This window comes from Pseudomonas psychrophila HA-4 (assembly GCF_000282975.1).
Taxonomy (GTDB): domain Bacteria; phylum Pseudomonadota; class Gammaproteobacteria; order Pseudomonadales; family Pseudomonadaceae; genus Aquipseudomonas; species Aquipseudomonas psychrophila_A.
On record NZ_ALJC01000075.1, the window covers coordinates 208742 to 234904 of the forward strand.

Sequence of the window (26163 nt, forward strand, 5' to 3'; positions counted from 1 at the left end):
TGATCAATGATCACCCCAAAGGTCGAACTACAAAGATGTCTCGCGGTTACAGGCTGATCTGACCTCGCTCATCCTCGGTCAAGTTCGCACGTGCCTGGTCACTCAGTCGCCCTGCGCCCAATACCTGTACCGGGCTGTTGGGGTTGTAACCCGGCACCGCCTGGGTCTGTTCCGGTTCGCGTTGCACCGGCTCGCTGCCAAAGCTCAACACTTCAACCGTGACGATCGAAGCCCTGCTCTGACGTGCTGCCGCCTGTTGGTTTCGTGCTGCGTTGTCCGCTGCTTGGGACGCTGCGGCGCCCGCCGAACTGGCAGAAGACAAGGCCCCAGTGTTGACGGTCGCCGCCACCGGCACCCCGGACGATTTGCCCTGGGTCTGGATGTTCGCCGCGTTGACGATGCGCAAGGCGGCAATGTTGATGTTGCCCGACACGCGAATCCCCGCTTCACCCGCATCAATGGTGCCCAGCGGTGCAATCAGGTCGATGTCGCCTGCTGGCACTTCTGGTATCGGGTTCAGCGTTGCAATCCCCGCACCAGTACTTGGCACCGACGGCGACAGGGCAACGTTGCCCCAATTGTCATAAGTGCGTTTCGGTGGCGTATAGACCACGGTGGTTTTTGAGCCCCGACCGGCGTTGATGTCACCCTCGGCGGACCAGCCCATGATCGAGCCTCCGAAGGTGGTCATAATCCGGCTTTGGCCCAGCAGAATGCTACCCAGCGAGTACAGCTGGATATTGCCCGCACCTTGGGTGATGACCCCCGCCGAAGCCGGTGGTGCAACGCCCTCGATGCCGAACGTCTGGTTACCGCCCGGGGTGAGCATCTGGATCGAGCCACCGAAGTCGGTGTGAACCCCAGCGCCGCCAAACATGCGGATATCGCCCAGATAATTCAGGGCATTGCCCGCCACGTCTTTCGCTGGGAACAGTGCTGCAATCGCTGCCCGACCCCGGGCGTAACTGCCTTCACGCACACCACCGGCTTGGGTGTACTCACGGCCGCCCGCCTCCAACTCGGCAAAATACACATCGCGGGCAAACACGCGCTGTTGCTCGCCTGGCAATTGCTTGAAGTAAGCCACTGCTTGCTCACTGTCACCGACAAAACCAAAGCGCTCGCCTAGCCAGACCAGTAACTCTTTTTCGTAGGTCTTGGGCACCTTGGCGCCCGATGCCAACAAGGGTTCACCCAGCGCCAACTGGTTGGCCGGATTAAGGTAGGCCTCGACAAAACGTTGGTAATCCGCACCGCTGGCCCCCGCCCCTGCCTGCATGGCAATACTGGCGCCTTGACGCAAGTCACCGGCAACAATCGGACCCATGCTGGTCACGCTGACCTTATCGTCCATCACGATGTTGCGTCCGGCAGTGATCTCCAGCGCGCCAGGCCCGGCAATGTTAAAGCTGCTGTAAATAATGTCGCGCCCGGCTGAGACGATGGAGATATCGGTCGCATTGTTGTGAACGAACAGGTTACCCGTGGCGAACACCTCCGGATAAATCTGGCCATTGTCACCCGGGTTGGCACCGCTACTGACGATATCGCGCCCGGCCATCATCCACACCGGACGACTGCCTTCGTACCAGGTCTCGCCGGCATGCTGCACGCCAGCGTTTTTGTAAGCAATGATCCGACCGCTGTTGACCCCAATCAGGTCGCCCTGCACCGCATAAAAGCGTGAAGGGTCAGCGGTATTGCTCAACGGCTCACTCGCAGTACCCGGGCCAAACGTAAACAGTGACAGCCCCTGATTACCGTAAGTGTTGTAGTTACCGGTTTGCGACAGATTGCTGTAATTCTGCCAGCCTAGGGTGGCAAAAAAGGCCGGATTCCATGGAGTTGCCATACTGCTGAGCGCCGTGCCGGATTGGGTGACGCTAAAGCCACCGGCGTAAATCGAATCCTGCGCCAGGAACTGCAATTGCCCGTTTTTACCCGGGGCCAGGAGTATCGGGTAGCTGTAGCTGTCGTAATCACGGTTCGTGGCGGCCTTGCCGTAGTAAAAGCTACCACTGGCAGCGGTGGCCCTGAGGATCGATGGATACACCACCGCCATGTCCGTGTTCGTACCCACCAGAAAAGGCGTCAGGTTGCCACCTTCGGCATACAGATCAACGGCCGTGTTTGGGGTCCACAAGGTGTACCAACTGCTGGAGCCGCCAGTCACGTCATTACGGCTGAAGGCCGATTGGTTGTACTGGCGCACGCGCCCTGCATCCTCAACCGTTTGCACGACTAGGTCGCCCAAGGTATGCAAGCTGAACGTTGCATCGCCTGCCACGAGCGTCACCCCACCTTGCGGTCGGCTGCGGCTGGCACGCAGGGGGTCAGCCGCACGCACATCACCCGGCACCTGAGCCGTAGTGCCGTATAACGTATCGACGCGCCCGATGCTGGCGGCCTGCACGTGCACATTACCGCGAGTGTTAGTCAGCACCCCGTCACGATTGCCGGCCGTTTCAATAATGCTCACAGGGTTGAGTGCACCTCTGACCTGCAGTCGTAAGTCGCCGCCACCGGTCAGTTGCAGGCTGCCATCGTTGCTCACCCGGCCCGTGCTGCCAACTGCCAGCACCAGGCCCTGAGTGCGTTTGTTGTTCCCATCAATCGTGTAGGTCGGTTCTTTTAAGGAGCCCGCGTCGCCCCCCACGGTAACGTCCACGTCACCGCCGCCCAGGGTGCCGAAACCCGTGAAGCCAATCAGGTTGTCAGAAATGATGTTGGTGTAAGTACCAAAGTTGATCCACCAGGCTGTCGGCTGAGCCTTCCCACCTGTTGCGACATCGCCGCTGCCTTGGCGCCACAACCAGTTGCCGACATCGGCCGTATTGTTGCCGCTGTCATCAGAGTTAGGCCTGAGTTGGCTGTAACTCCCCCCGTTATCGAGATTGCCGGTGAGGTTGCCGTTTACGTTCAACGTCAAGTTCCCCCCCGCCTCCGGGTACCACGCGCGGTACAGGCTTTCGCTGCCGCCGTTGACGAACTGCTCAAAGTAGCTAGGTTTTTCCTTGAGCACGGTGCTACCGCCCTTCAGCGCCCTAGGCTGGTTGAAGGGGTCACCCGCGTAAGTGCCAGTGGACGAGGTGCCCGCCGTGTAAACGCCATACGAAGAGTCCACGCTCAGGTTGCCGCCGCTGAGCAATTGCAGGTCGCCGGTGCCGGTACGGACCACACTGAAGCGCGAACTGGAAGGCAGAGGTGCATATTCCTTGGGGCTCTTCGACACGCAGTAGCTCGGTGTGGCCACGCAGAATTTAGACGCGCCCCCTCTCACCCCAAGAGACTCCAGGATCCGATCTTCGACCACGCCTCCGACTTCAACGATGATGCCTCTTCTCTGCAGGATGCCCGCTGCGTACGAGGTCCAGACGTACATCATTTTGGCTTGGCAGTAGTCGGCGAAATTGGTGCAAAAATCGGCAACCGTCCCCAGCCCAAACTCATCCAGGATTGATTGATCTACCGGATCACCTTCCTTGACTTCAACCCCGGCATTCCCGAGGTCTTCAACCGCATAAGCGCTCCACACCAGCACACCTTTGGGCGGCAACAGTTTGGCAAACATGCCGAAGTGACTGTCGGCTAGGCGCAGTGTGCCGCTGCTCGGATGAGGCTGAAGTAGACGACTGTCCGCAGCTTCGGTGTCCGCCCCGGCCACCAGGCGCAGTGACCACGACTGCGATCCTTCGGCCAGCATCGGTGAAATCGCCCAATTATTGCCTTGGCGCCCGGCCACTTCAGGCCGCAACTTGATCGAATCAACGTTGCCTACCAGCTTCACATCGGTGCCCATCGGAATCAGCGACCCACGCGCCAACGCAATGTTGCCATCTAGGGTGACGACATTTCGGCCTGGGTCCAGCGCTTGGTACAGGGCTGGCAATGGCACCCCTTTAGGCCAAAGCATGGCCAGCAGTTCGATGGGTTGACCCAACAGGGTACCGGCATCTAGTTGAGTACCTGCTTGCAGGGTGACCGGCTGCTTAAGCAGCGTGCCTGCCGCCAGTAGCGTATTGCCCGAAGCGTCCAGTACCGCCGCCGCCAATACCGTGTCAGCAGGCAAGGTGAGTTCCTGGGCCAATGTCGCCCGCGCTGGTAAGCGCGTTCCAGCCACCACCGTCGTGCCTTTGATCGGCAAGTCGTAGTTCAACACCGAGCCCGCCATGTAGGTGGTGCCATCCGCCAGAACCACGCCATTGCCCGGCACGATGGTGCCGCCGCTGCTAAAGTCGCGTCCTTTTAACAGTACCCAGCCGTTGTCATCCACGGTGGGCGGCGGGGGCGCGAAGCCGTCGTTGATGCTGCCGTAGATGCTCAGGTCCCCCCCGGCGCGCAAGGTCAGGCTGCCAGACTCACCGGAGCCGTACACCGAGGTTTTCTGGCTGTTGCGGTTGAGGCTGGCGTAACGATAGCCGGACAGGTCGACATCGCCCTGCACCACCAGATCGCCATTCGGAGTCTTGCTGATGATTTCCACGCCCGGACGCAAATGGAACGCGTCGGCGTAAGTGGCGTTGTTCAAACCGGCGAGTTTTTGGGTCAGTAGATTGCTGTTTTTCAACGCTGCATTGATAAACGCCGTGCTCAAGGCGTGCTTGCCATCCAAATACGCCTGATCAATCACCTGATACGGCCTACCGCTAGCCGTCGGATCGGTCATCAGGGGCGCGTCGTCGTAAGTCGCCATTGCGTTGAGGGTGATTGCCCGCGCACCTTTAATGTCCAGTCGGCCGCTGGCATCAATGGCGATGTCGTTGCTGTTCAGACGAGGCGCATTCATTTCCAGGGTGCCGCGATTGCGCCCATCATTGCCCGGGGTGCCCGCAGTGCCGTGTCGCAAGTCGATACTCAGGCCATCCGCTAGGGTCAGTTGCCCGGTGCCGGAAGCCAGTACCACCATTGCCCGGTTCGGTGAATCGATGATTTTGCCGTAGCTGTCGACGCGCACTTGGCTGCCGTGGGCGTCGAGCATTGCGCTGCCGTCCAAGGTCAGGCCATTTTTACCGGCCAGGTTGATACTGCCCACGCGTTCACCGCTGGCGTCCACTCGGCCTGTGACGCGCAGGCTGCCGCTGTCTACCGAGACGTTAATAATGTTGGCCTTGAGGCCGTCACCTATCGTCAGGTCACCTTGCTTGAGCTGGAAGCTACGTGCACCGAAGACTTCGCCGTCATTGAGGCGCTGGTTAAGCGCTGCAAACTGTTGATCCAGCGAAGCACTGGCGCCCAGACGCTGGGCTTGAACTTCGACGCTACTGCCCTGATACGGCACAAGCGTACCAACGGCATTGTAGTAACCGCTGTTGCCTCCCAGGATTTTGCCTTGCAGATCAACCATGCCATTCGCCGCATCCAGCGCCACGGCGCGCAATTTGCCACCTTGGTTGTGCTTGGCCGACAGGTCTATGGTCGAACCTGCCGCCTGACGGATATTGCCGTAGCGGCTGTCGAGCAGCACATCCCCGCCTGCACCGTACTGGGTGATGTCGTTAAACACCACGGCACGACCGGCCACATCGATCAACGATTCATCGGTTAAAACCACATCATGTGTGGCGTCCAGTGTGACCTTGCCGCTCGGCAGCACGACTGCCGACGCCAGGCGAATGGAATCGCCCTTGAGAGACAACTCGCCACCGTAGCCTTTGACCGTGCCGCGGGGGCCGGCAGACGCGGAGATATCAATCGTGCCGCCCGCCGTTATGCGACTCAACGAACCGCCTTCGCCGGTCATCAGCGGCGTCAAAATATTAAGATTGCCGCCGCTGTAGGCAAAACCGCTGACCGGATCGTACGCGCCTTGGTGTTGATACACCGACAGGCTGCCTTTGTAGTTGGCGGTGATGCGATCGCTGGCATTCAGGTTGACGCTGGCAAAGCCCAGCACAAGGCGGTCAAACACTGTGTTGTTGCTTGGCTGGGCAAACGGGCCATAGCCGAACTCGATACGCTCGGCGTTAATATCCAGACGCCCGTTCCCCGTGCCCGCACCGTTGCTGATAACCGCACCCGGTGCTCCCGTGGCGCCTTGCCAGATCAGATTGGCGGTGTGGATGGTCGCCACATTATCGGCATTGCCCGAGCCGTAGATCGCCGGGGTCGTCAGCACTAGGTTGTTCAGCAACGACTTGCCGGTCTGTGCGTCGTAAGTGTCCAGAGACGTGGAACCATAGAAGTTGAACGCCTGGCCCGCCGACAGTTGCAGGGTTTCCAGTGCCGGGCTCCCCGTGCTGGTATCACCGCGCATTAAGCGTTCAAGCACATGCTGGTTAAGGGTCAAGCCCGATGGCAGCACAGCGCGTGCGCTGGCATCCGCCAGCGCAGTCGTGCTGCCGACGTTGATATTGCTCAAGGCCAGCGTCAGGTGACGGGTGCCATAACGCACGGCATCGTCCAGTTGTAGGGCTTTGTCGGTCGCCGCGACAATACTGCCCTGCGAATAGATGGTGGTCTGGCCTGAGCAGTTACTGTTCGGGCACACGCCGATCTGGATATTGCCCGTCGGTTCTTTATTGAGGTTGAGATAAGGCAGCACATTGAGCAGGCCATTGGACACGGCCAACAGGCTCGGCACGCCTTCATAAATAAAGCCATCACGGGCGTCATAGATCGCTGCGCCACGGCCTAAGGTTGTAATCGAAGCGCCCTGTTCCACCACGATATTGCCGGGGCCCGCCACGATCACCACTTCGGGGGCCGAGAGAGTCGCACCGCTGCGCAGGAACACCGAGTTGCCCGGTGTGTTCACACCAAATGGGAACTTGATGATATTCCCGTTGCGGCCATATTCCACTTGCGGCAAGCCGCCAATAAAGATGCGTTTGGCATTCAGATTGTTAAGGCTTTGGGCCGTGAGCGTCAGCCCCTCGAAGGCCTCCAGAGGGCTGTTGGCATCGACGATTTGGGTGTGCCAGTTCTCGACCGTTTCGCCGCCCAGGTTGATCACGCCCACGGTACCGCCGTAACCGCCTTGGGCCGCTTCAAATTGGCCAATGCCCTCGAACGTGAAGGTATCTCTGCCTGCGCCGCCGCCAAACGCCAACTTGAGGGTTTTGGCATCCGCCTCCAGCATGGGCCGTGGTACACCGAGCTTGGCTGCATCGGCGATGGCAAATTGCGCGTAGCTGGTTTCGTTGTACTGCGAATAGCGGCGCAAGGTGTCGCCAGACGTCAGGATCACTTGGCTGTTAACGCTGTTGTGCATGCCGGTGTTGATAATCGACAGTTGCCCGGCCGTTGACCACGAACCGTTGCGCATCAGTGTTGTTGCGCCATCACTGCCCTGCCCGGCAAAACCGTTGATTTCCACCCGGAAGGCGCCCGGCTTCAAGGCGTAGGTAGATGGCATTAAGGTGTAGGTGCCCGCGGGCAAGCCCGGTACGCCTGCGCCAAGGGTGATTTGCTGGCCCACCAGCGGCGTGCTCGCGCCAGCTTCGCCCGTGGCCGGTGCATAACCCGGTTGAACGCCCGGCACAATGGCATAGATCGGGTTGGTGCCCAGCCCTGGCAAGCTAAAGCCGCCAGTGGCACCAAACTGAACCAGCGGATTGAAGCGTGCATCAGTAGAGCCCCCACGCCCGGAAATAAAGCCTGCACCCAGCAACTCACCGCCGCCAGACAAGTCCAGTGTGGCGCCGGGCAATACCGTTGCCTTGGTACCCCCTAGAATCACGCCTATTGTGAGCTCGCCACTGCCTGTCTGCCCCAAGCCGCCCTGCCCGACGAAGACCACATTTTTACCGTTATAGCGATACACCTGACCATCCACTGTGCCGCCGTATGGCAGCACCAGGCCCTTGGCGCTGACCGATGTGAGGCTGCCCGGCAACAGTTCTACCCGGGAGTTGCCCGCGTTACCGAGCTCAATCAGCCCCAGCGGCGCACGTAATACACCGCCCTGTTTAATGGTGTAAGCCCCCAATTGCAGGCGGCCGAACACAGAGTCCGGGGCCACACCATGATCATCACCGACCTTTTCGATCGTCAGGGAACGGGTCGGATCAAAAACCACTTGGTTGTTAAGGGTGTCAACGTCGCCCACCAGCACTTGGGCCTTGATGTCAGAGCCCGGGTAGATGCGCGCGGCGCGCAGGGTCAAGTCACCTGCCGCACGTAATTGGGTGCTGAAGCCACTGGAAGTGTCGCCGCCATCGCGCCCAGCAAGAAAGCGCAGATCGCCGCTGCTGTTGAGCTGGACGTTATCGAAGCTCTTCGTGTCGCCAAACCCAAAGCGATCGCGAATGTCCAGCAAACCGCTGTCAACGATTAACGTGCCCTGACTGCGCAACCCTGGCGACGTGTCAGCGATGTAAGGTCGGGTCCAAGCTTCCATACCGGATTTGTCCGGTTCAAGCATGCCACTGAGCACCACATGCGGGGCGCTGAGGTTAACGCGCGACGTTGGGTTGGCGTTGCGTGTCAGGTTAATGCCACCGGTATACAGGTGCAGGCTTTGCCCTAGGTTCAGCGAGATATCACCGTCAACGTTGAACACACCACGGACCAGCAACGTCAGGTTGTCAAAACCACCGGCCTTGACCTGGTCCACACCCAGCGCGCCGTGACCGTAGATCAACGAGTCTGCCGCAGCTTCGGCGCTGTCAGGCACGTTGATGGTTTTATGCTGCTGGCTCAGTACCAGTTCACGCACTGGCAATACTCGGTCTGTGACGTATTCCCTCAAGTAATACGGGGCTTCCAGCGCCAGCGACAGTCTCCCGCCTGCGGCACCCTCGCCCCCGGCATTCGCCTTGAAGCGGCCGTCTAGGTACAGACCATTATTGGAGGCGAAGGCAATGTTGCCGCCATTGCTGGCCACGTTAACCCGGCCCTGCCCCGGTATATCGAGTAACGCCTGACTGCCGGACGCATCCAAAAGTGCGCCTTCACGCACGACCACAAACAGATCGCTGGCCTTGGCGATGCCGGTGCCGGGGTCGACATCGCCACCGACGATGATCTGCCCGCCATTGCGCACCTGCCCATACGCACGTCCGCGGTTGTCAGTGGCGGCCACGGCACGCGAGGCCACGTCAATCACTGCCTGCCCACCGATCCAGATCGAGCGGCCGTGACCGATACCATCAACTGCACTGGATTCGCTGTTGCTCAGGCCCGTAAGGCTGACACTGCCGCCCCAAGCGTTCAGCGTGCCATCGACCGTTAGTTGGCCGATGCTGCGCAGGTTGATTGCCTGGCCAGGGTCGACATTAATCACTGAGCCCTTGCCCACGGTCAGTGCAGTGGTCTCGGCCAGCGCGCCGGAGGCGATGGTGGTGCCCGCGTTCAAGTTCAGGCTCGCGCCACGACGCTGAGTCAACACACCCTTGAGCGCATCTTCCTGGTACAGCGAGGGTGTCCAGCGCTCTAGTACGGTGGCCGGGTCGATGCCGGTTGGCGAGGTCGACGCCCTGTCACCTTGGCGATAAACCGGCATCGTGACATCGACCTGAGTGCCATCTGTGATCAGCAGGCCTTCGTTGCCGGTAATGTCGTAGGCCGAGAAGCCTTTTTTGAAGAAATCACCCGAGACATGCAGGGTGTCGGCGTCAGGTGCCGTGGCGCTTTCACCGATCTGGACTTTACGCGCCTGTACCGCCAGCTTTCCGCCGCCCGTCAGCCCGTAAGCGCGCAGTTCACTGCCTAACTCGAGCGTATCCATGGCCGCCAGGGTTGCACTGCCGCCCTTGCCGCCGATGAACTTGCCATCCAGACCCACCGTGGCCCCGGAAGACACATCTATCACGCTGCCTTGGGCCAGATTCAGGTCGCCGGTGGTGCGCAGCGACACATTGCCGCCATTCATGTACGCGGCACCACTGTTGTTCACGCCGTCCTGAGCCAGGTTGTTCCAGCGTCCAGTTGCGTCGAGCTTGACTCCGCCAGCCAACTTGACCCATGCCGGAGCCTCGCTTGTGGGCTGTAGGTACACATCACCCACGGCCATGTCGCGCTCTCTGTCGGGCTGAAGGAATATATTGCCCACATTGATGCTGCCCGCATGAGCGGTCAGGTTGGCATTAATCGCCGCTTTAGGAGTGAACAGCGTTATGTCGCCGCCATCGGCCACTTTCAGTGCGCCGTTGACAGTGATCTGCTGATTGGCAGAGGTCTTGATTGCGCCCAGTTCAACGCCATTAAGCTGGTCGCTGTCGAGAACGACCTTGCCCTGACGATCCGTAGGCAATGCTGTGTCCAGGTTCAGGCCATCAGCGATTTTTTGCGCATTGGACTCAAACACAATCTCGTTGGTGACCGGGTTCAGGCTGTAGCGCAACGTGCCAGTGCTCTTATTAAAGACTGGCGTGTAGTTACCGATGATCAGTTGCGCACGCTGGGCCGCAGCTTTGGGTGTCTGCTGATAACCATCCGTATTGATCGTTGGGGTCTTGACCTGGCGCTCGCCCTCGAACACGTCACTGATCAAGTGCCCTTCGAGCACTGCGCCAGTGGTACTGATCACCAGCTTGCCAGCGTCGCGGCCCACGGTATAACCGGCCTCGTTTCGGCTTTTCGGGGCAATCAGCGGGTTGTAGTAAAAATCGGTGCGACCCCAGCGCGCGTTGGTGTCTTCAAACCCTTTATAGATACCGGAGTAAAGAATGTCGCCGGGCGCCTTAGACAATTCATACAAGCGACCATCCGGACCTTTAAGCCAGGTTTGGCGAATTGAACCGCCCTGCACATCGACCGTGCCACCCGACAGATTGAATTGCGCGTTCTTTTCGGTGACTACTTCGTTACCGGTAAAGGTCAGTGTGCCGCCCTGTGCCATCCACTCACGAACGCTATGACCTTGGGTGCCCAGATAGCCGCCGACTTCCAGCAGGCCACCAGCGGTGTACCAGCGATCAGTGGCATAGCCGTTGGTGCCCGCTGGCACAAATACCAGCGCGCGCAGGTCGACCCAGACATCGTTGTTGATCAGCTTGCCGCCATCCCGGTTGACCTGCGCATCGCGCTGCTCGTTGCCCTGAATGTTGATCTTGATGATGTTGGATTCCATCGACACTTTGACGCCAACCGCACCCGACACGTCAACCATTGCCCCGTCGCGAACCAGGCTGCGCTGCGCGGCTGTCACAGCAACCTGACCACCCGTGGCCAAGGTGGTGGAACCGTCCTTGAACTCAACGGTGCCGCCGCTGACGATGTCGATCCGCGACTGGTCGATACGATCACTGATGGTGCTCAGGTTATCGAACAGCCCGGTAGCATTGTTGACCGGGTTCGGACGACCGTCGAGGTTGAGCAGGCCATTATCACGCTGGCTGTTAAGCGCAGTGGCGTCGCTGCCCTCCAGCAGAATGGCCGTGGTACTGCCCTTGCCCAAGGTGACCGTGCCAGTGCTGTCAGTGACCGAGTTCAACAGGTGGACAGTGCCTCGGGTGTCCACCGAGGTGCTGGCCAAGGCCACGCCGTTTTGCTCGACCTTATGCCCGGTCAGCGTGACGTCACCCGTCGAAGCCATGATCAGGCCATTGTTACTGACCTTACCTGCCGTACTCCCCGCTTCGAGGCTGGTCGCGACTTCATTGCCGCGTGTGGTGGAGTTCTGGTTGCCCGAGGTACCCACGCCACGGCGGATGTAAAAACTGTCGCCCGCGGCCAGTGTGGTCTGGCCCTTTGGGGTGATGATGGTGCCGGCGTTTTCAACCTCCGAGCCTAGCAACAAGGCGTAGCCACCGGATTCGGTAGACAGCGTGGCGGCGTGGGTCTGAATCACTGCGCCACGTTGGACCTCAACGTTGCCTGCGGCGTCGGTAAAGGTCGGACTAGAGCCGTCCACATCCACGTAAATACCGCGCTGGGTGAATTGGTCGTCGGTGATGGTGGCGGCACCGGCCACCAAGTTGCGCACGTTGACCTGGCTGGTGCCGCTGAACACCACGCCGTTACGGTTCATGATCATGACCGTACCGGCGCCTTTGATCTGCCCCTGAATTTCGCTTGGCTTGGCGTTGGGGTCGTTGACCCGGTTAAGCGCAGCCCAGTTCGACTGCTGTTGGAAATCGACCGTGGTGTTGCGCCCTACGTTGAAGGTTTCCCAGTTGAGGATCGCCTTGTCAGCGGTCTGTTCAATACTGACGGTGGTCTTGCCACCTGATTGGCTTTGAGTCGGGCTTTTGGCGTTGGTCCAGCCTTGGGTCAGGCTGTTGTCGACCTGCAAGCCGCCTTTGCCCAGACCATCAGCAATAGTCGTCACCTGGCCCAACGCCGCTTGGCGTCCGGCAGCTTGAGCCGCTTGCTGAGCAGCAATGGCCGCGACCGTGGTATTGAGCGTGGTTAGGGACCGTTGCAACTGCTGATTGACTTTGGCCTGCTGGTTCAGCGACGGGATCTTCGGCATCTGCGCCTGCGTTCGCGCAGCAGTGGCGGCTTGAGACGCGCCCTTGTCGGCGAACCAGCCAGCGCTGAACACTGTGGCACCGTGGGCACTGCCTGCGACCATCAGTAAGGCGATGGCATGGGCCAAGGGCTTAAGCCGCAGAATCGTAGGGCCGCCAGGGCCTTGAGCTTTGGAGTTAATCGGTGCTTTGCAACGGACCATCTGGGGTCATCCTCATTGGTTCTCGCCCTAAGGTGAGCTTCACGTTCAGGAAATAGGCCGTTGCGGGAGGGCTGGACCGAACCCTTGTCATTGAAAGTTCATAAAAAAACACGAATGCGGTGCTGAGAAAAAAGAGGGGTGATCAACGACCACCCCAAGGGAAAACTACAAAACCGTGCTGCGGTTAGAGACTTATTTGACGGCGCTCCTCATCGGTGAGGCTGGCTTGCGCATGGTCACTCAACGGCCCAGCACCGATGATCTGCACCGGACTGTTTGGGTTGTAGCCTGTGGTTTTTGGGGTTTGCTCTATATCGCGTTGCACCGGTTCACTGCCAAAGCTCAAGACTTCAACTGTCACGATTGAAGCCCTTGCCTGCCGCGCGGCTGCTTGCTGGTTGCGTGTTGCGCTGTCGGCGGCCTGGGCTGCTGCCGAGCCAGCAGAACTGGCAGAACTCAAGGCCCCGGTATTGACAGTGGCCGACACCGGCACTCCGCTCGATTTGCCCTGGGTCTGGATGTTTGCGGCATTGACCACACGCAAAGCGGCGATGTTGATGTTGCCGGATACCCGGATTCCCGCCTCCCCCGCGTCAATGGTGCCCAGTGGCGCAATGAGGTCGATATCACCTGCCGGTACTTCTGGGATCGGGTTAAGCGTTGCAATACCGGCACCGGTGCTCGGTACCGATGGCGCTAGGCCGACGTTGCCCCAATAGTCATAAACCCGCTTCGGTGGCGTGTACACCACGGTGGTCTTGGAGCCACGACCGGCGTTGATGTCACCGGCCCCCGACCAACCCATGATTGAACCGCCGAAGGTGGTCATGATCCGGCTTTGGCCCAGCAAAATGCTCCTCAGGGAATACAGGCTAATGTCGCCCGCGCCTTGAGTGATAATGCCCGCCGACGCCGGGGGCGCATTACCCTCGATACCGAAAGTTTGGCCACCGCCGGGGGTCAGTAACTGGATCGAACCACCGAAATCGGTGTGTACGCCAGCGCCGCCGAACATTGTGATATCACCCTTGTAAGTGATCGGGTTTCCAGCCACGTCCTTTTCCGGGAACAGCGCGGCAATTGCCGAGCGCCCACGCACATAACTGCCCTGGCGCACGCCGCCTTGCTGGTTGTACTCACGACCGGAGGCCTTGAGTTCGGCGAAATACACGTCACGGGCGAAGACCCGTTGTTGCTCGGAGGGCAGCGCCGCGTAAAAGCCCCGAGCCTGAGCGCTATCACCGACAAAACCGAAGCGCTCGGCCAGCCAGGTGACCAGTTCGTTTTCATAGGTCTTGGCGACTTTGCCGCCTTGGATGGACAGCGCCTCACCCGGCTGGACGAGGTTGGCCGGGTTAAGGTAAGCCTGGACAAAATGCAGGAAATCCGCCCCATTGGGACCAAAGCCTGCTTGCATCACGATGCTTGCGCCAGGGCGTATGTCGCCGGGAGCCACCCCGCCTAGGCTGGTGACACTGACCTTGTCTTGCATAAGGATGTTACGGCCCGCCGTCAGCTCCAGCGTGCCCGGCCCGGCCACGCTAAAGTTGCTGAAGAGAATGTCGCGACCAGCACTGGCAATAGAGATGTCATTGGGGTTGTTGTGCACGAACACGTTACCGGACAGGGTGTATTCACCGGTGCCCGACAGCCCCCCGAAGATACCGCCCAGCGGCGTACCGCTGCTGACGATGTCGCGTCCCGCGAGCATCCACACTGGCCCTGCACCTTCGTAATAGGTCTGGCGATAACGTGGGTCGTTTGATCCCATCATAGTGAGTGTGCGCCCACTGCTGACACCCAGCAGATCACCGTCTAAGGCATAGAAACGTGCAGGCTCAAGGGCATCGCCCCAGGCCATGCTCGCGGTGTTGGGGCCAAAGGCAAACAGTGGGTGAAGGCCCCAACGGGCAATATTGCCATCGCTGCCCAAATTACCGCTGCCGTTTACCACGATTTTATTGATGAACCCCGTGTAAGCCGGGTTCAGAATGCTCGCCAAGGTGTCTGGAGCGGCACTGGAGCGGCTAATGCTCAAGCCGCCGCCATAAATCGAGTCCCTCGCCAGCAGTTCCAATTGGCCTTTGGTCGACGGTGCCAAAACCAACGCCCGCATCGCCTTGTCATCGGTGTTAAACGCCGAAGAATAGCCGTAATACAGGCTGCCATTGGCCGCGACGGCGCGTAAGGTTGCGGGGTATACAGCAGCCATGTCCGTTTCTTGGGTCACGGTCAGCGGTGTCAGGTTGCCCCCGCTGGAAAACAGGTCCACGGCCGTGCGCTCGGTCCAGAGGCTGAACCAGCTCTGGCCAACGCCGTAAACGCCACCTCGCTCATACGCCAGGGCATTCATTTGCGACGCACGTCCAGGGTCTCCCACATCCTGCAATACCAAATCGCCACGAGTTGCCAAGCTGAACGTGGCGTCGCCCGGTAACAGGCTCAAACCGCCAGCGGCAATCGCCGACGTAGAGCGCAAGGCATCTAGGGCCCGAACCTCACTAGGGCTCTGACTGTCACTGCGAATGCCATAGCGCAAGGTCAGGTTGCCCAGCGCGGCGCCGGTCATCTGCACATGCCCGCGCAGATTCACCAATGCGCCATTGAGGTGGTCCCGGTAGACGTCACTGCCGCCGTTGAGGGAGCCACCCACGCGTAGGTTCAAATCACCCCCGCCAGTCAGTTGCAGGCTGCCATCAGCCCCGACGCGCCCCGTGCTGCCCACCGCTAGGACCAGTCCCGGGCTGCGGCCGTTGAGGCTTTGACTGCCAAAGCCCAGCGGCTTGCTGATCCCGGCATTGCCGCGCACGTCGATATCTAGGTTACCGCCGCCCAAGGTGCCAAAGCCGGTGAATCCGGTCATCTGATCGGCGCCGCCGTTATCGGACATATTGGCGATGTAGGTGCCAAAGTTGATCCACCAGGCGGTTGACTGCGCTTGGCTACCAGTCTTGTTATTGCCTTGGCGCCACAACCAATCGCCAACGTTCGCCGTGTCGTGCCCCACATCGCTGCGGGTCAATCGCCCTAAACTGATCGGCGCCATGCTCATGATGTCGCCGGTCAGGTTGCCGCCCACTTTTAACAACAGGTTGCCGCCACCCTCCGGGTACCACGCACGGTACAGGCTATCTGGCCCGCCATTGACCCATTGCTCGTTCCCGCCAGCGTTAGCCAATACCTTGCCATCGCCGCCCTTACTCCGCGCAAGGTTGAATGGGTCGTTGGACGAGGCGGCATAAGAAGAACTGCCCGCCGTATACACCCCGAACAGCGATTCCATGCTCAGGTTGCCACCCGCGAGCAACTCCAGATCAGCCGCGCCGGTCCGGATCACGCTGAAACGGGTGCTGCCGCCGATTTCAAGGTCGTAAGCCCCGCCGCTTGCAGCGCAGTAGTACGGCGAGTCATCGCACATGCCGGGGTAGGCATCGTTCACAAAGTCGATTGGCTGCCCGACCATGCTGTCGTCGCCAAACCAGTCCATAGAACCATCGAGTGTCCAGACCTGCGTCCCTTTACCAAATGAGCCGTAATGGGTGTCGGCAAGGCGCAAGTGCCCCGTGGCGGGAATGGGTTGCAACTGACGGCTGTCCGCGGCTTGGGTATCAGCACCGGCCACCAAGCGGATCGACCAGGCTTGCGAGCCTTCGGTCAACATAGGCGCAATGCCCCAGTTCTTGCCCTGACTGCCTGCTTCCTCGACGCGCAGTTGTACCGAGGTTGCGCCATTGGCCAATTTGACGTTGGTGCCCGCAGGCAGCAGAGCCCCACGTGGCATCACCTGGTTGCCATTGAGCGTCACGCTGCCCGTCAACGGCACCCCCTTGGGCCAGGTCATCGCAGCGACACCCAAGTAGCTTGGGAACACGTTCCCGGCCTCCAAAACGGTGCCAACTGGCAGCGTCTGATCCTGAATCAACCGGGTACCGGCGGCGATCAGTACGTTGCCTGAAGCATCGCGTACGGCAGCCGCCAATACGGTACCGGCACTCAGAGCCAGTGGCTGGGTCAGTGTGGCAGCAACCGGCAAGCGGCTGCCCGGGAGCAGCGTTGTGGCCTTGATTGGCAGGTCGAAGTTGAGGGTGGAACCGCCGGGGAACACCGTCCCGTCAGCCAGGGTCACACCGCTGCCCGGAATCACACGTGTGCCGTTGGTGTAGTCAATACCCGGCAGCAGCACCCAACCGTTGTCGTCATCGGTCGGCGGCGGCGGTGCAAAGCCGTCGTTGATGCTGCCGTAGATGTTCAGATCACCCCCGGCGCGCAAGGTCAGGCTGCCCACTTCACCGGAGCCATACACGGCATTGTTCTTTTGGGTGTGCGGGTTGAGGCTGGCATAGCGATACCCGGATAAGTCGAGATCGCCCTGCACCACCAGATCACCGTCCGGGGTTTTGCTGACGATTTCAACGCCCGGACGCAGGTGTAAAGCGTCGGCGTAAGTGGCATTGTTCAGGCCCGAAAGCCTGTTGTTCATCAGGTCTTGGTTGCTCAGGGCAGCGTTGATGAACTGCACGCTCAGCGCATGCTTTTGATCCAAGTAAGCCTGATCAATCACCTGATATGGACGCCCACTGGCGCTGTCATCGGTTTTTGTCGGGGCATCGTCATAGCGGGCCATGCCGTTGACCGCGATCGAGCGTGCGCCCTGAATCGTCAACTGACCACGGGCATCGATGGCGATGTCCTTATTGTTAAGGCGTGGTGCGCTCAATTCCAAGGTGCCGCGATTGCGTCCATCATTGCCAACCGTGCCGGCGGTGCCGTGACGCACGTCGATGTGCATGCCATCACTCAGGGTCAACAGGCCCTCGCCCGAGCTGAGCACCACTATGGCGCGGTTCGGTGAATCAATAATCTTGCCGTAGCTGTCGAGTCGCAGTTGGCTGCCATGGGCATCCAGTACCGCAGTGCCGTCCAGGGTCAGGCCATGCTTGGCGGCCAGGCTGATAGTGCCGACTCGTTCGCCACTGGCGTCCACCCGGCCAGAAACGCGCAGGCTGCCGTTGTCCAGCGAGACATTAACGTTGTTGGCTTTGACGTCGTTACCCATCACCAGGTCGCCCTGTTTGATCTGGAAGCTACGCGCGCCAAACACTTCGCCCTGGTTAAGGCGCTGGTTGAGGGTCGCGAACTGCTCACTGAGGGAGCCATTGCCCCCTAGGCGCTGGGCTTGAATCTCTAGCACGCCTGCCAGGTACGGCACGAACGTACCACCGGCGTCGTATACACCGCTGCTGCCGGCGATGACCTTGCCAGCCAGATCAACCGTACCGGCGCCGCTTTGCACCGCGACTGCGCGCAGCTTGCCTGCTTGGTTATGGGTGGCTGACAGATTGATGGTCGAGCCTGCAGCTTGCAGCACATTGGCTGTGCGGCTTTGCAGCAGCACCTCGCCGCCCGCCGAATACTTAGTCACGTCGTTAAATGCAATTGCGCGGCCTGAGACATCAATCTGCGCGTCATCGGTCAATACAAGGTTGCCTCGGGCATCCAGTGTGAGCTTGCCACTGGGCAGGACCACGGCGCTGGCCACGCGAATGCTGTCGCCTTTGAGGGACAGCTCAGCGCCAACGCCCTTGACCTCTTTATAGGTGCCCGGCGAGGCGCTGATATCAATGTTGCCACCGGCCGTAATGCGATTGATCGACCCTGCCTCGCCGGTCATCAACGGCGTCAGGATGTTGAAGTTGCCACCCGTGTAAGCAAAGCCGCTGATCGGATCAAAAGCGCCCTGGCGTTGATAGACCGAGAGGCTGCCGGTGTAATTGGCGGTGATGCGCTGGCTGGCATTCATGTTCGCGTCGGTAAACCCCAAGATCAGGCGATCCTGACTATTGCGTTTGCTCGGCTGAGAAAAACTGCCGTAACCCAATGCAATGCTCTCGGCCTTGATATCCAGACGCCCGCTACCATTGCCTACGCCACCGGCTATCGGGGCCGAAGGCAGGTTGTCAGCGCCCTGCCAAATCAGATTTGCCGTGTGAATGGTGGCCACATCACCGGCGTTACCCGCGCCATAAATCGCCGGGGTGGAGAGCATCAAGTTGTCCAGCAAGGATTTACCGGTGACCGAGTCGTAGGTATCCAGCGCAGTGGTGCCGAAGAAGTTGAAACTCTCGCGTGCCGACAGTTGCAGGGTTTCCAAGGCGGGCGCGCCGAACTGCGTGTCACCGCGCAGCAAGCGGTCGATCAATTGCTGATTCAGGGTAATCCCGGTTGGCAGGCGATTAGCAGACGCGGCCGCCGCCAAGGCTTCAGTGCTGCCAACGTTGATGCTCGAGACACCCAGGTTGAGGTGGCGCGTGCCGTAACGTATGTCATCGCCCATTTTCAGGGCTTTGCTGGTCAGGGCGACGATGCTGCCTTCCGAGTACAGCGCCGTGGTGCCGCTGCACGGCTCACTGGCGCACACTGCCAGTTGGATGTCTAGACTGTCGCCGACTGGCGCTGCGCTGATCGCGTTGATCAAGCCATTGGACACCGCCAGCATGTTATTTAACACGTTATAGACAAAGCCATCACGGCCGTCATAAGTGGCTTTGCCACGCCCGATGGTATTGATTGCAGCGCCCTGCTCCACGTTAATGCCGCCGTTCAAGGTCACCAAGAACACTTCGGGTGCCGCCAAGGTTGCGCCTTCACGCAGGGTGATCGAGCCCGTGTTGGAGTTGGAAAAGTTAACGTAATTGCCGAGTTGGCCATACGTAACCTGAGGCAGGCCGCCAATCACTAGCCGTGCTGGGGCCAGCGCATTGAGGCTCTCTGCATACACGGTGACGCCACTAAAGCCCGGCGTTGCGGCCTTGCCGGCCGCAACGATTTCGATGCCGCCGGTGCCCATATTCATCGCCGCCACCGAGCCTGCATACCCTCCCGTGGCGGCATCAAAGCGCCCCACGCCGTCAAAGGAAAATGCCTGTGTTCCGGCGCCAGGGCGTAAGGCCAGTTTCAAGGTTCTGGCATCGGCCTCCAACTGCGGCCTCGGCACCCCGAGCTTGGCGGCGTCAGCGATGGCGAACTGCGCGTAACGGGTTTCGTTGTACTGGGAATATCGGCGCAAGGTATCGGCCGACGTCAGAATTAACGGGGTGGCCGTGCTATTGCTAATCCCGGTATTGGCAATGGACAAGCGCCCGGCAGTCGACCAAGAACCATTGCGCATCTGCTGAGTGCTACCTTCAACACCGACCCCGGCCAGGCCGTTGATCTCTACCCGGTAAGCACCCGGCATCAAGGCATAGGTTGACGGCATCAAGGTATAGGTGCCAGCGGCCAACCCTGGCACACCGGCACCTAGCGTGACTTGCTGGCCAATCAGCGGTTCAGTCGCGCCGCCCTCTGGTGCCATTGGCGCCTGGCCCGGCTGCACGCCGGGGACTATTGCATAGACTGGGTTGGTCGCGAGCCCTGGCAGGGTAAAGCCGCTATTGGCGCCGAACTGTACCAACGGGTTGAAGCGTGCATCGGTAGAACCGCCGCGCCCAGAAATAAACCCCGCACCCAGTAACTCACCGCCACCCGAAACATCTACCGTGGCCCCAGACATCACGGCCAGCGACTCACCGCCGAGGATCATACCGACTTGCAGATCGCCACCCAGGTTGATGATCCCGCCCAACCCCAGGAACGACACGTCCTTGCCGTTGTACTTATAAACCTGACCATCCACTGTGCCGCCGTAAGGCAGGATCAGCCCCTTGCCGCTGACCGACGTCAGGCTGCCGGGCAGCAATTCGACGCGCTGTGAACGCAAGGTGCCAATTTCAATCAGCCCCAGCGGCGCCCGTACGACCCCGCCTTGCTTGATGGTGGGGCCGCCCAGTTGCAGGCGGCCGAAGGCTGAGTAAGGCACAGGCACATCGCTGTTACCGGTGCGGCCAATGGTCAGGACACGGGTCGGGTCGTAGTTAAAGCCACCCTCACGCTGGCCGTTGAGGTAGCCCGCCAGCACCCGCGCACCGACGGCCGTGGCCGGATACAACTGAGTGGCCATCAGGGTCATATCACCCCGGGTCATCAATTGAGTGTTAATACCCTGACTGAGTTCGTCCGCACCCTCAAGGAAGCGCAGATCGCCCTGGCTGATCAGGTGCACATCATCAAAACCACGACGATCGACGCCATTCAACACGCCATTTGGCAACAAGAGGCTGTTGTTACCAAACTGTACGTTGCCGCGCACATCAATCAGGTTGGCGTTGGTCTCAAACATCGCCTGGCTGTCACGCAGGGACATGCCGGTGGTCAACACCGGGTGGCGGTACTGATCTTTGGCTTGCAGCGGGTCGAGGATACCGGCGAGTAGCAGGTAAGGCGCCGACAGGTTAACTCGCGAATCAACGGGCGCGTTGTCACTCAGCCCCATGGCCCCGCTGTATAAGCGCAGGCTCTGGCCCATGTTCAGCGAGACATCACCGTCAACGCTCAGCAGGCCATTCGTAAGCAAAGCCAGGTTGTCAAAACCACCGGCGCTAATCTGGTCTACCCCGAGGCGCGCATGGCCGTACTCTAGGCTGTCGGCGGCAGCCTGCGCGGTGTCTGCCAACGTACTGCGCTGATGCACTTGGCCCAGCACCATTTCGCGCACGTTGAGCACGCGATCCGTCACCGACGTTTTGATGGAGTACGGGCTTTCCAGAGCCAGCGACAGACTGCCGCCCGCTGCCCCGACGCCCCCGGCATTGGCTATAAAGCTGCCGTCCAGATACAGGCCATTGTTGGAGGCAAAGGCAATGTTGCCGCCGTTGCTGGCCACTCGGGTGGGGCCTTGCCCCGGTACATCCAACTGCGCTTGGCTACCGGACGCGTCAAGGCGCGCACCGTCACGTACCACCACAAACAGATCGCTGGCCTTGGCAATGCCGCTGGCCAGATCGATATCGCCGCCCACCGTGATTTTGCCGCCATTGCGCACTTGCCCATACGCATGGCCGCGACTGTTGACCGCCGTCACTGCACGCGATGCCACATCAATTACCGCCTGCTCGCCAATCCAGATCGAACGGCCATGGCCATTGGCCTCAACTCTTTCGGAGTCGACATTGCTCAACCCCATGAGGCTGACAGTGCCGCCCCAGGCATTGAGCGTGCCGTCGACCGTCAGTTGCCCGATGCTGCGCAGGTTGATCGCTTGGCCTGGATCGACCGTGACGACCGTACCTTTGCCCACATTCAGCGCTGTGGTCGCTGCCAATGCGCCCGTGGAGAGATTGGTCCCGGCACTCAGGTTCAGGCCAGCGCCACGCCGCTGAAGCAGCACACCTTTGAGCGCGTCTTCCTGATACAGCGATGGCGTCCAGCGTTCCAGTGCCGCAGTCGGATCGCTGCCGGTGGGCGTATTCGATGCTTGCTGGCCAAAACGATAGACCGGCATGCTGACATCGACCTGTGTGCCATCCGTCACCAGCAGCCCTTCGTTGCCGGTGATGTCGTAGGCCGAGAACCCCTTAGTGAAGAAGTCACCAGCCAACTGCAACGTGTCAGCACTTGGCGCGTTTGCGCGCTCACCGATCTGCACCTTATGAGCCTGCACGGCCAACGTACCGCCACCGCCGACTCCATAACCGCGCAGCTCGCTGCCCAGCACCAGCTTGCCGTAAGCCGCCAGCTTCACGTTACCGCCCTTGCCGCCGGTAAATTTGCCGTCCAGCCCAATCGTGGCCCCAGAAGACACGTCCACTCCACTGTCTTCAGCCAGCATCACATCGCCGTTACTGCGCAGCGACACCTTGCCGCCATTCAAATACGCCACGCTGGGGTTGTTGGCGCCGTCCTGCGCCAAGTTATTCCAGCGCCCGGAAGCGTCGAGCTTGACCCCTTGCGCCACATTGATCCACGCCTGGGTTCCGCTCGGTGCATTGAGTAATGCATCGCCCACGGTAAAGCTGCGGTTCACATCGGGCTGGTTAAGGATATTGCCCGCGTTGATGCTGCCACTGTGGGCAGTCAGGCTGGCGTTGATAGCCACTTTCGGGGTGAATAAAGTGATTTCGCCACCATCGGCCACTTTCAATGCGCCGTTGACGGTGATTTGCTGCATGGCAGAGGCTTTGATTGCGCCCAACTCAAATCCATTGAGGCGGTCACTGTCGAGAACAATTTTGCCCTGACGCTCAGTCGGTAACGCCGTCTCTAGGTTTAAGCCATCAGCAATGCTTTGCGTATTGGACTCGAACAGAATCTCGTCAGCGACCGGGTTTAGGCCGAAGCGCAACGTGCCGGTGCTTGTGTTGAATACGGGCATGTACTGACCAATGATCAGTTGCGCACGTTGAGCGGCAGCCTTTTGCGCCTGCTGATAGCCGTCGATATTGAGCGTCGGGGTCTTGATCTGGCGCTCACCCTGAAACACATCACTGATCAACTGACCTTCAAGTACCGCGCTCGAGGTACCGATTACCAACTTGCCAGCATCACGACCTACGGTATAACCGGCCTCGTAACGGCTTTTTGAAGCAATCAGGGGGTTGTAGTAATAGTCAGTACGCCCCCAACGCTGGTTGGTGTCTTCGTAGCCCTTGTAGAACCCGGTATAGAGAATGTCGCCCGGCGCCTTAGACAACTCATACAAATGACTGTCCGGGCCTTTGAGCCAGGTTTGGCGAATCAAGCCGCCCTGCACATCGACCGTGCCACCCGAGACATTTAATTGGGCGCTCTTCTCGGTGACCACTTCCTTGCCAGTGAACGTCAGCGTCCCGCCTTGGGCCATCCACTCACCAACGCTATGACCTTGGGTGCCCAGATAGCCGCCGACTTCCAACAAACCACCGGCGGTGTACCAGCGATCCGTGGCGTAACCGTTGGTACCCGCCGGGACGAACACCAATTCGCGCAAGTCGACCCAGATATCGTTGTTGGCCAGCTTGCCGTCTTCACGGTTAACCGGCGCATCGCGCTGCTCGTTACCCTGAACGCTGATCTTGATATTGTTGGATTCCATCGACACCTTGACCCCAACCGCACCAGACACGTCAATCATTGCCCCGTCACGAACCAGACTGCGCTGGGTGGCTGTCACAGCAACCTGACCGCCAGTGGCCAAGGTGGTGGAACCGTCCTTGAACTCTACAGTGCCGCCGCTGACGATCTCGATCCGCGACTGGTCGATACGATCAGTGACGGTGCTCAGGTTGTTAAACAGCCCAGTGGCGGTGTTGACTGCGTTCGGGCGGCCGTTGAGGTTGATCAGACCGTTATCACGTTGGCTGTTAAGCGCAGTGGCGTCGGCGCCCTCCAGCAAAATGGCCGTGGTACTGCCCTTGCCCAAGGTGACCGTGCCAGTGCTGTCAGTGACCGAATTCAATAGATGAACAGTGCCTCGAGTGTCCACCGACGTGCTGGTCAGGGCCACACCGTTTTGCTCGACCTTATGACCCGTCAGTGTGACGTCGCCGGTCGAGGCCATGATCAAACCGTTGTTACTGACCTTGCCGGCCGTGCTACCGGCCTTCAAGCCAATGGCGACTTCATTGCCACGGGTAGTGGAGTTCTGGTTGCCCGAGGTACCCACGCCACGGCGGATATAAAAACTGTCGCCTGCGGCCAGTGTGGTCTGCCCTTTGGCCGTAATGACGGTGCCGGCGTTTTCAACCTCCGAGCCCAACAATAAGGCGTAGCCACCCGAGTCCGTGGACAACGTGGCGGCGTGGGTTTGAATCACCGCACCGTTCTGCACCTCAACCTTGCCAGCGGCATCGGTGAAGGTCGGCTTAGAGCCGTTTGCATCGACATAAATCCCGCGCTGGGTGAACTGATCGTCGGTGATGGTTGCCGCACCCGCGACCAGGTTACGTACGTTAACTTGGCTGGTCCCGGTGAAGACCACACCATTGCGGTTCATGATCATCACCGTACCGGCGCCTTTGATCTGCCCCTGAATGTCACTCGGTTTGGCGTTTGGGTCATTGACCCGGTTCAGCGCGGCCCAGTTGGACTGTTGCTGAAAATCGACCGTGGTGTTGCGCCCCACGTTAAAGGTTTCCCAGTTGAGGATCGCTTTGTCAGCGGTCTGCTCAATGGTCACGGTGGTCTTACCACCGGCTTGCGTTTGGGTCGCACCCTTGGCGTTGGTCCAGCCCTGAGTCAGGCTGTTATCGACCTGTAAGCCACCTTTGCCAAGGCCATCGGGGACGTTTGAGATTTGGCCTAACGCCGCTTGGCGCCCGGCAGCTTGCGCGGCTTGTTGGGCAGCAATGGCTGCAACGCTGTTATTGAGAGTGGTCAGGGACCGTTGCAACTGTTGGTTGGCCTTAGCCTGCTGGTTCAGTGACGGGATCTTCGGCATCTGCGCCTGCGTTCGCGCAGCAGTGGCGGCTTGAGACGCGCCCTTGTCGGCGAACCAGCCCGCGCTGAACACGGTGGCACCGTGGGCGCTGCCTGCGACCATCAGCAAGGCGATGGCATGGGCCAGTGGCTTAAGCCGCAGGATCGTCGGGCTGACGGGGCCTCGAGTATTTGGATTAACCGGTGGTTTGCAACGGGCCATCTGCAATCTTCCTCATCGTTTCTCGCCGTGGGGCAAGCGCTTCGTATAGGAGATAGGCAGTTTCCAGAGGGCTGGACTGAATGTCCGTCATCAAAAATTCACAATGGATGACGAGAGGGAGGGACCGTTTAGGGAGGCTGGAATCGAGTGAGTGCGCCACAGCGCCTACACACCCATTGGTCTTTAGCTCAACAACACCACCCCACCCGGTAATTCTGTGCACTTGGCGCCGTACGCATCTCGGATCATGAACGCCACACCCGGCAGTTGTTGCAGGCTGAACCGCGCCTGCACCCGGCGCTTGCCCAACTCGCTGTTGAGCAGTACTAGCATCCCCGGCCGGTATCGGTTGATCTCGCTGACAACGCTTGCCAATGTCGCATTGTTGAACACCAAAATTTGCTCGCGCCAGGCAACCACCGCCTGTGTATCCACCGCCACCGGATCTTGAGCACCCGCCGCGTTGTAGGTCAGTTGGCGGCCACCGTCTAAACGAATAGTGCGCCCGCCGACGTCCACTGCAACGGAACCCTCAACACAGGTCACGCAGACATTGTTATCGGTATTGCGCACGTTAAAACGCGCTTGCGCGCTGCTCAACCAGCCCGCCCCGGCTTGAACTCTGAGCGGTTGCGCGGCATTGGCCAGCACTTCCACTTCGCCTTCGAGCAATTCGATTCCCTGACTGCGACGGCTGATGCGAGTTTGGGTATTGAGCTCAAGGTGTATGCCGTCACTCAAGTTCACGCCTCGCTGTTCGCCGACTTCAGTGCGGTAGTCCGCAGTCAATCCTTCAAAACCACCCGGCACAGAGACCCGTACCATCACGATCGCGGCCGAAGCGGCAATGGCCGCTCCAAGGAACGCACGACGGCCCACATTGCGCGGTGGTTGTTGAACGTCTGCTACAGCTGGCGCCAGTTGCTGCCACAACAACTTGGCCTGTTCAAAGGCTTGGGCATGTTCCGGGCTTTGCGCGCACCAGAGTTTCAAGGCCTTGGCGTCGGCGACTGTCGCGTGCCCCGAGGTCAGTAAAACCAGCCAGTCCCGGGCTTCTTCGCGCAATTGGCTGTCTGACAGATTCCGGGATGAAGGAAACCTAAAAATATTCAAG

Annotated in this window: 3 protein-coding genes; all 3 read right to left on the reverse strand. The window is 59.9% G+C overall.

What is annotated here, in order from left to right:
- Positions 1 to 46 precede the first annotated feature (46 nt).
- The 3 genes from B347_RS0110280 to B347_RS0110290 all read right to left on the reverse strand — a co-directional run bounded on the left by B347_RS0110280 (position 47) and on the right by B347_RS0110290 (position 26162).
- Complete coding sequence (locus tag B347_RS0110280) at positions 47 to 12556, reverse strand: filamentous haemagglutinin family protein (protein ID WP_019409632.1); 12510 nt, start codon at positions 12554 to 12556, stop codon at positions 47 to 49.
- Between the two features lie 184 nt (positions 12557 to 12740).
- Entirely contained in the window at positions 12741 to 25049 is a 12309-nt protein-coding gene (locus tag B347_RS0110285; RefSeq protein WP_019409633.1) for a filamentous hemagglutinin family protein, read from the reverse strand.
- A 183-nt stretch (positions 25050 to 25232) separates the two neighbouring features.
- Positions 25233 to 26162: a FecR family protein gene (locus B347_RS0110290; RefSeq protein WP_026014102.1), complete on the reverse strand. Its 930-nt coding sequence runs from the start codon at positions 26160 to 26162 to the stop codon at positions 25233 to 25235.
- Position 26163: the final 1 nt, after the last annotated feature.

Coding starts and splice junctions, on each gene's coding strand:
- B347_RS0110280 (WP_019409632.1), bottom strand. CDS start 12,556: ATGGTCCGTTGCAAAGCACCGATTAACTCCAAAGCTCAAGGCCCTGGC.
- B347_RS0110285 (WP_019409633.1), bottom strand. CDS start 25,049: ATGGCCCGTTGCAAACCACCGGTTAATCCAAATACTCGAGGCCCCGTC.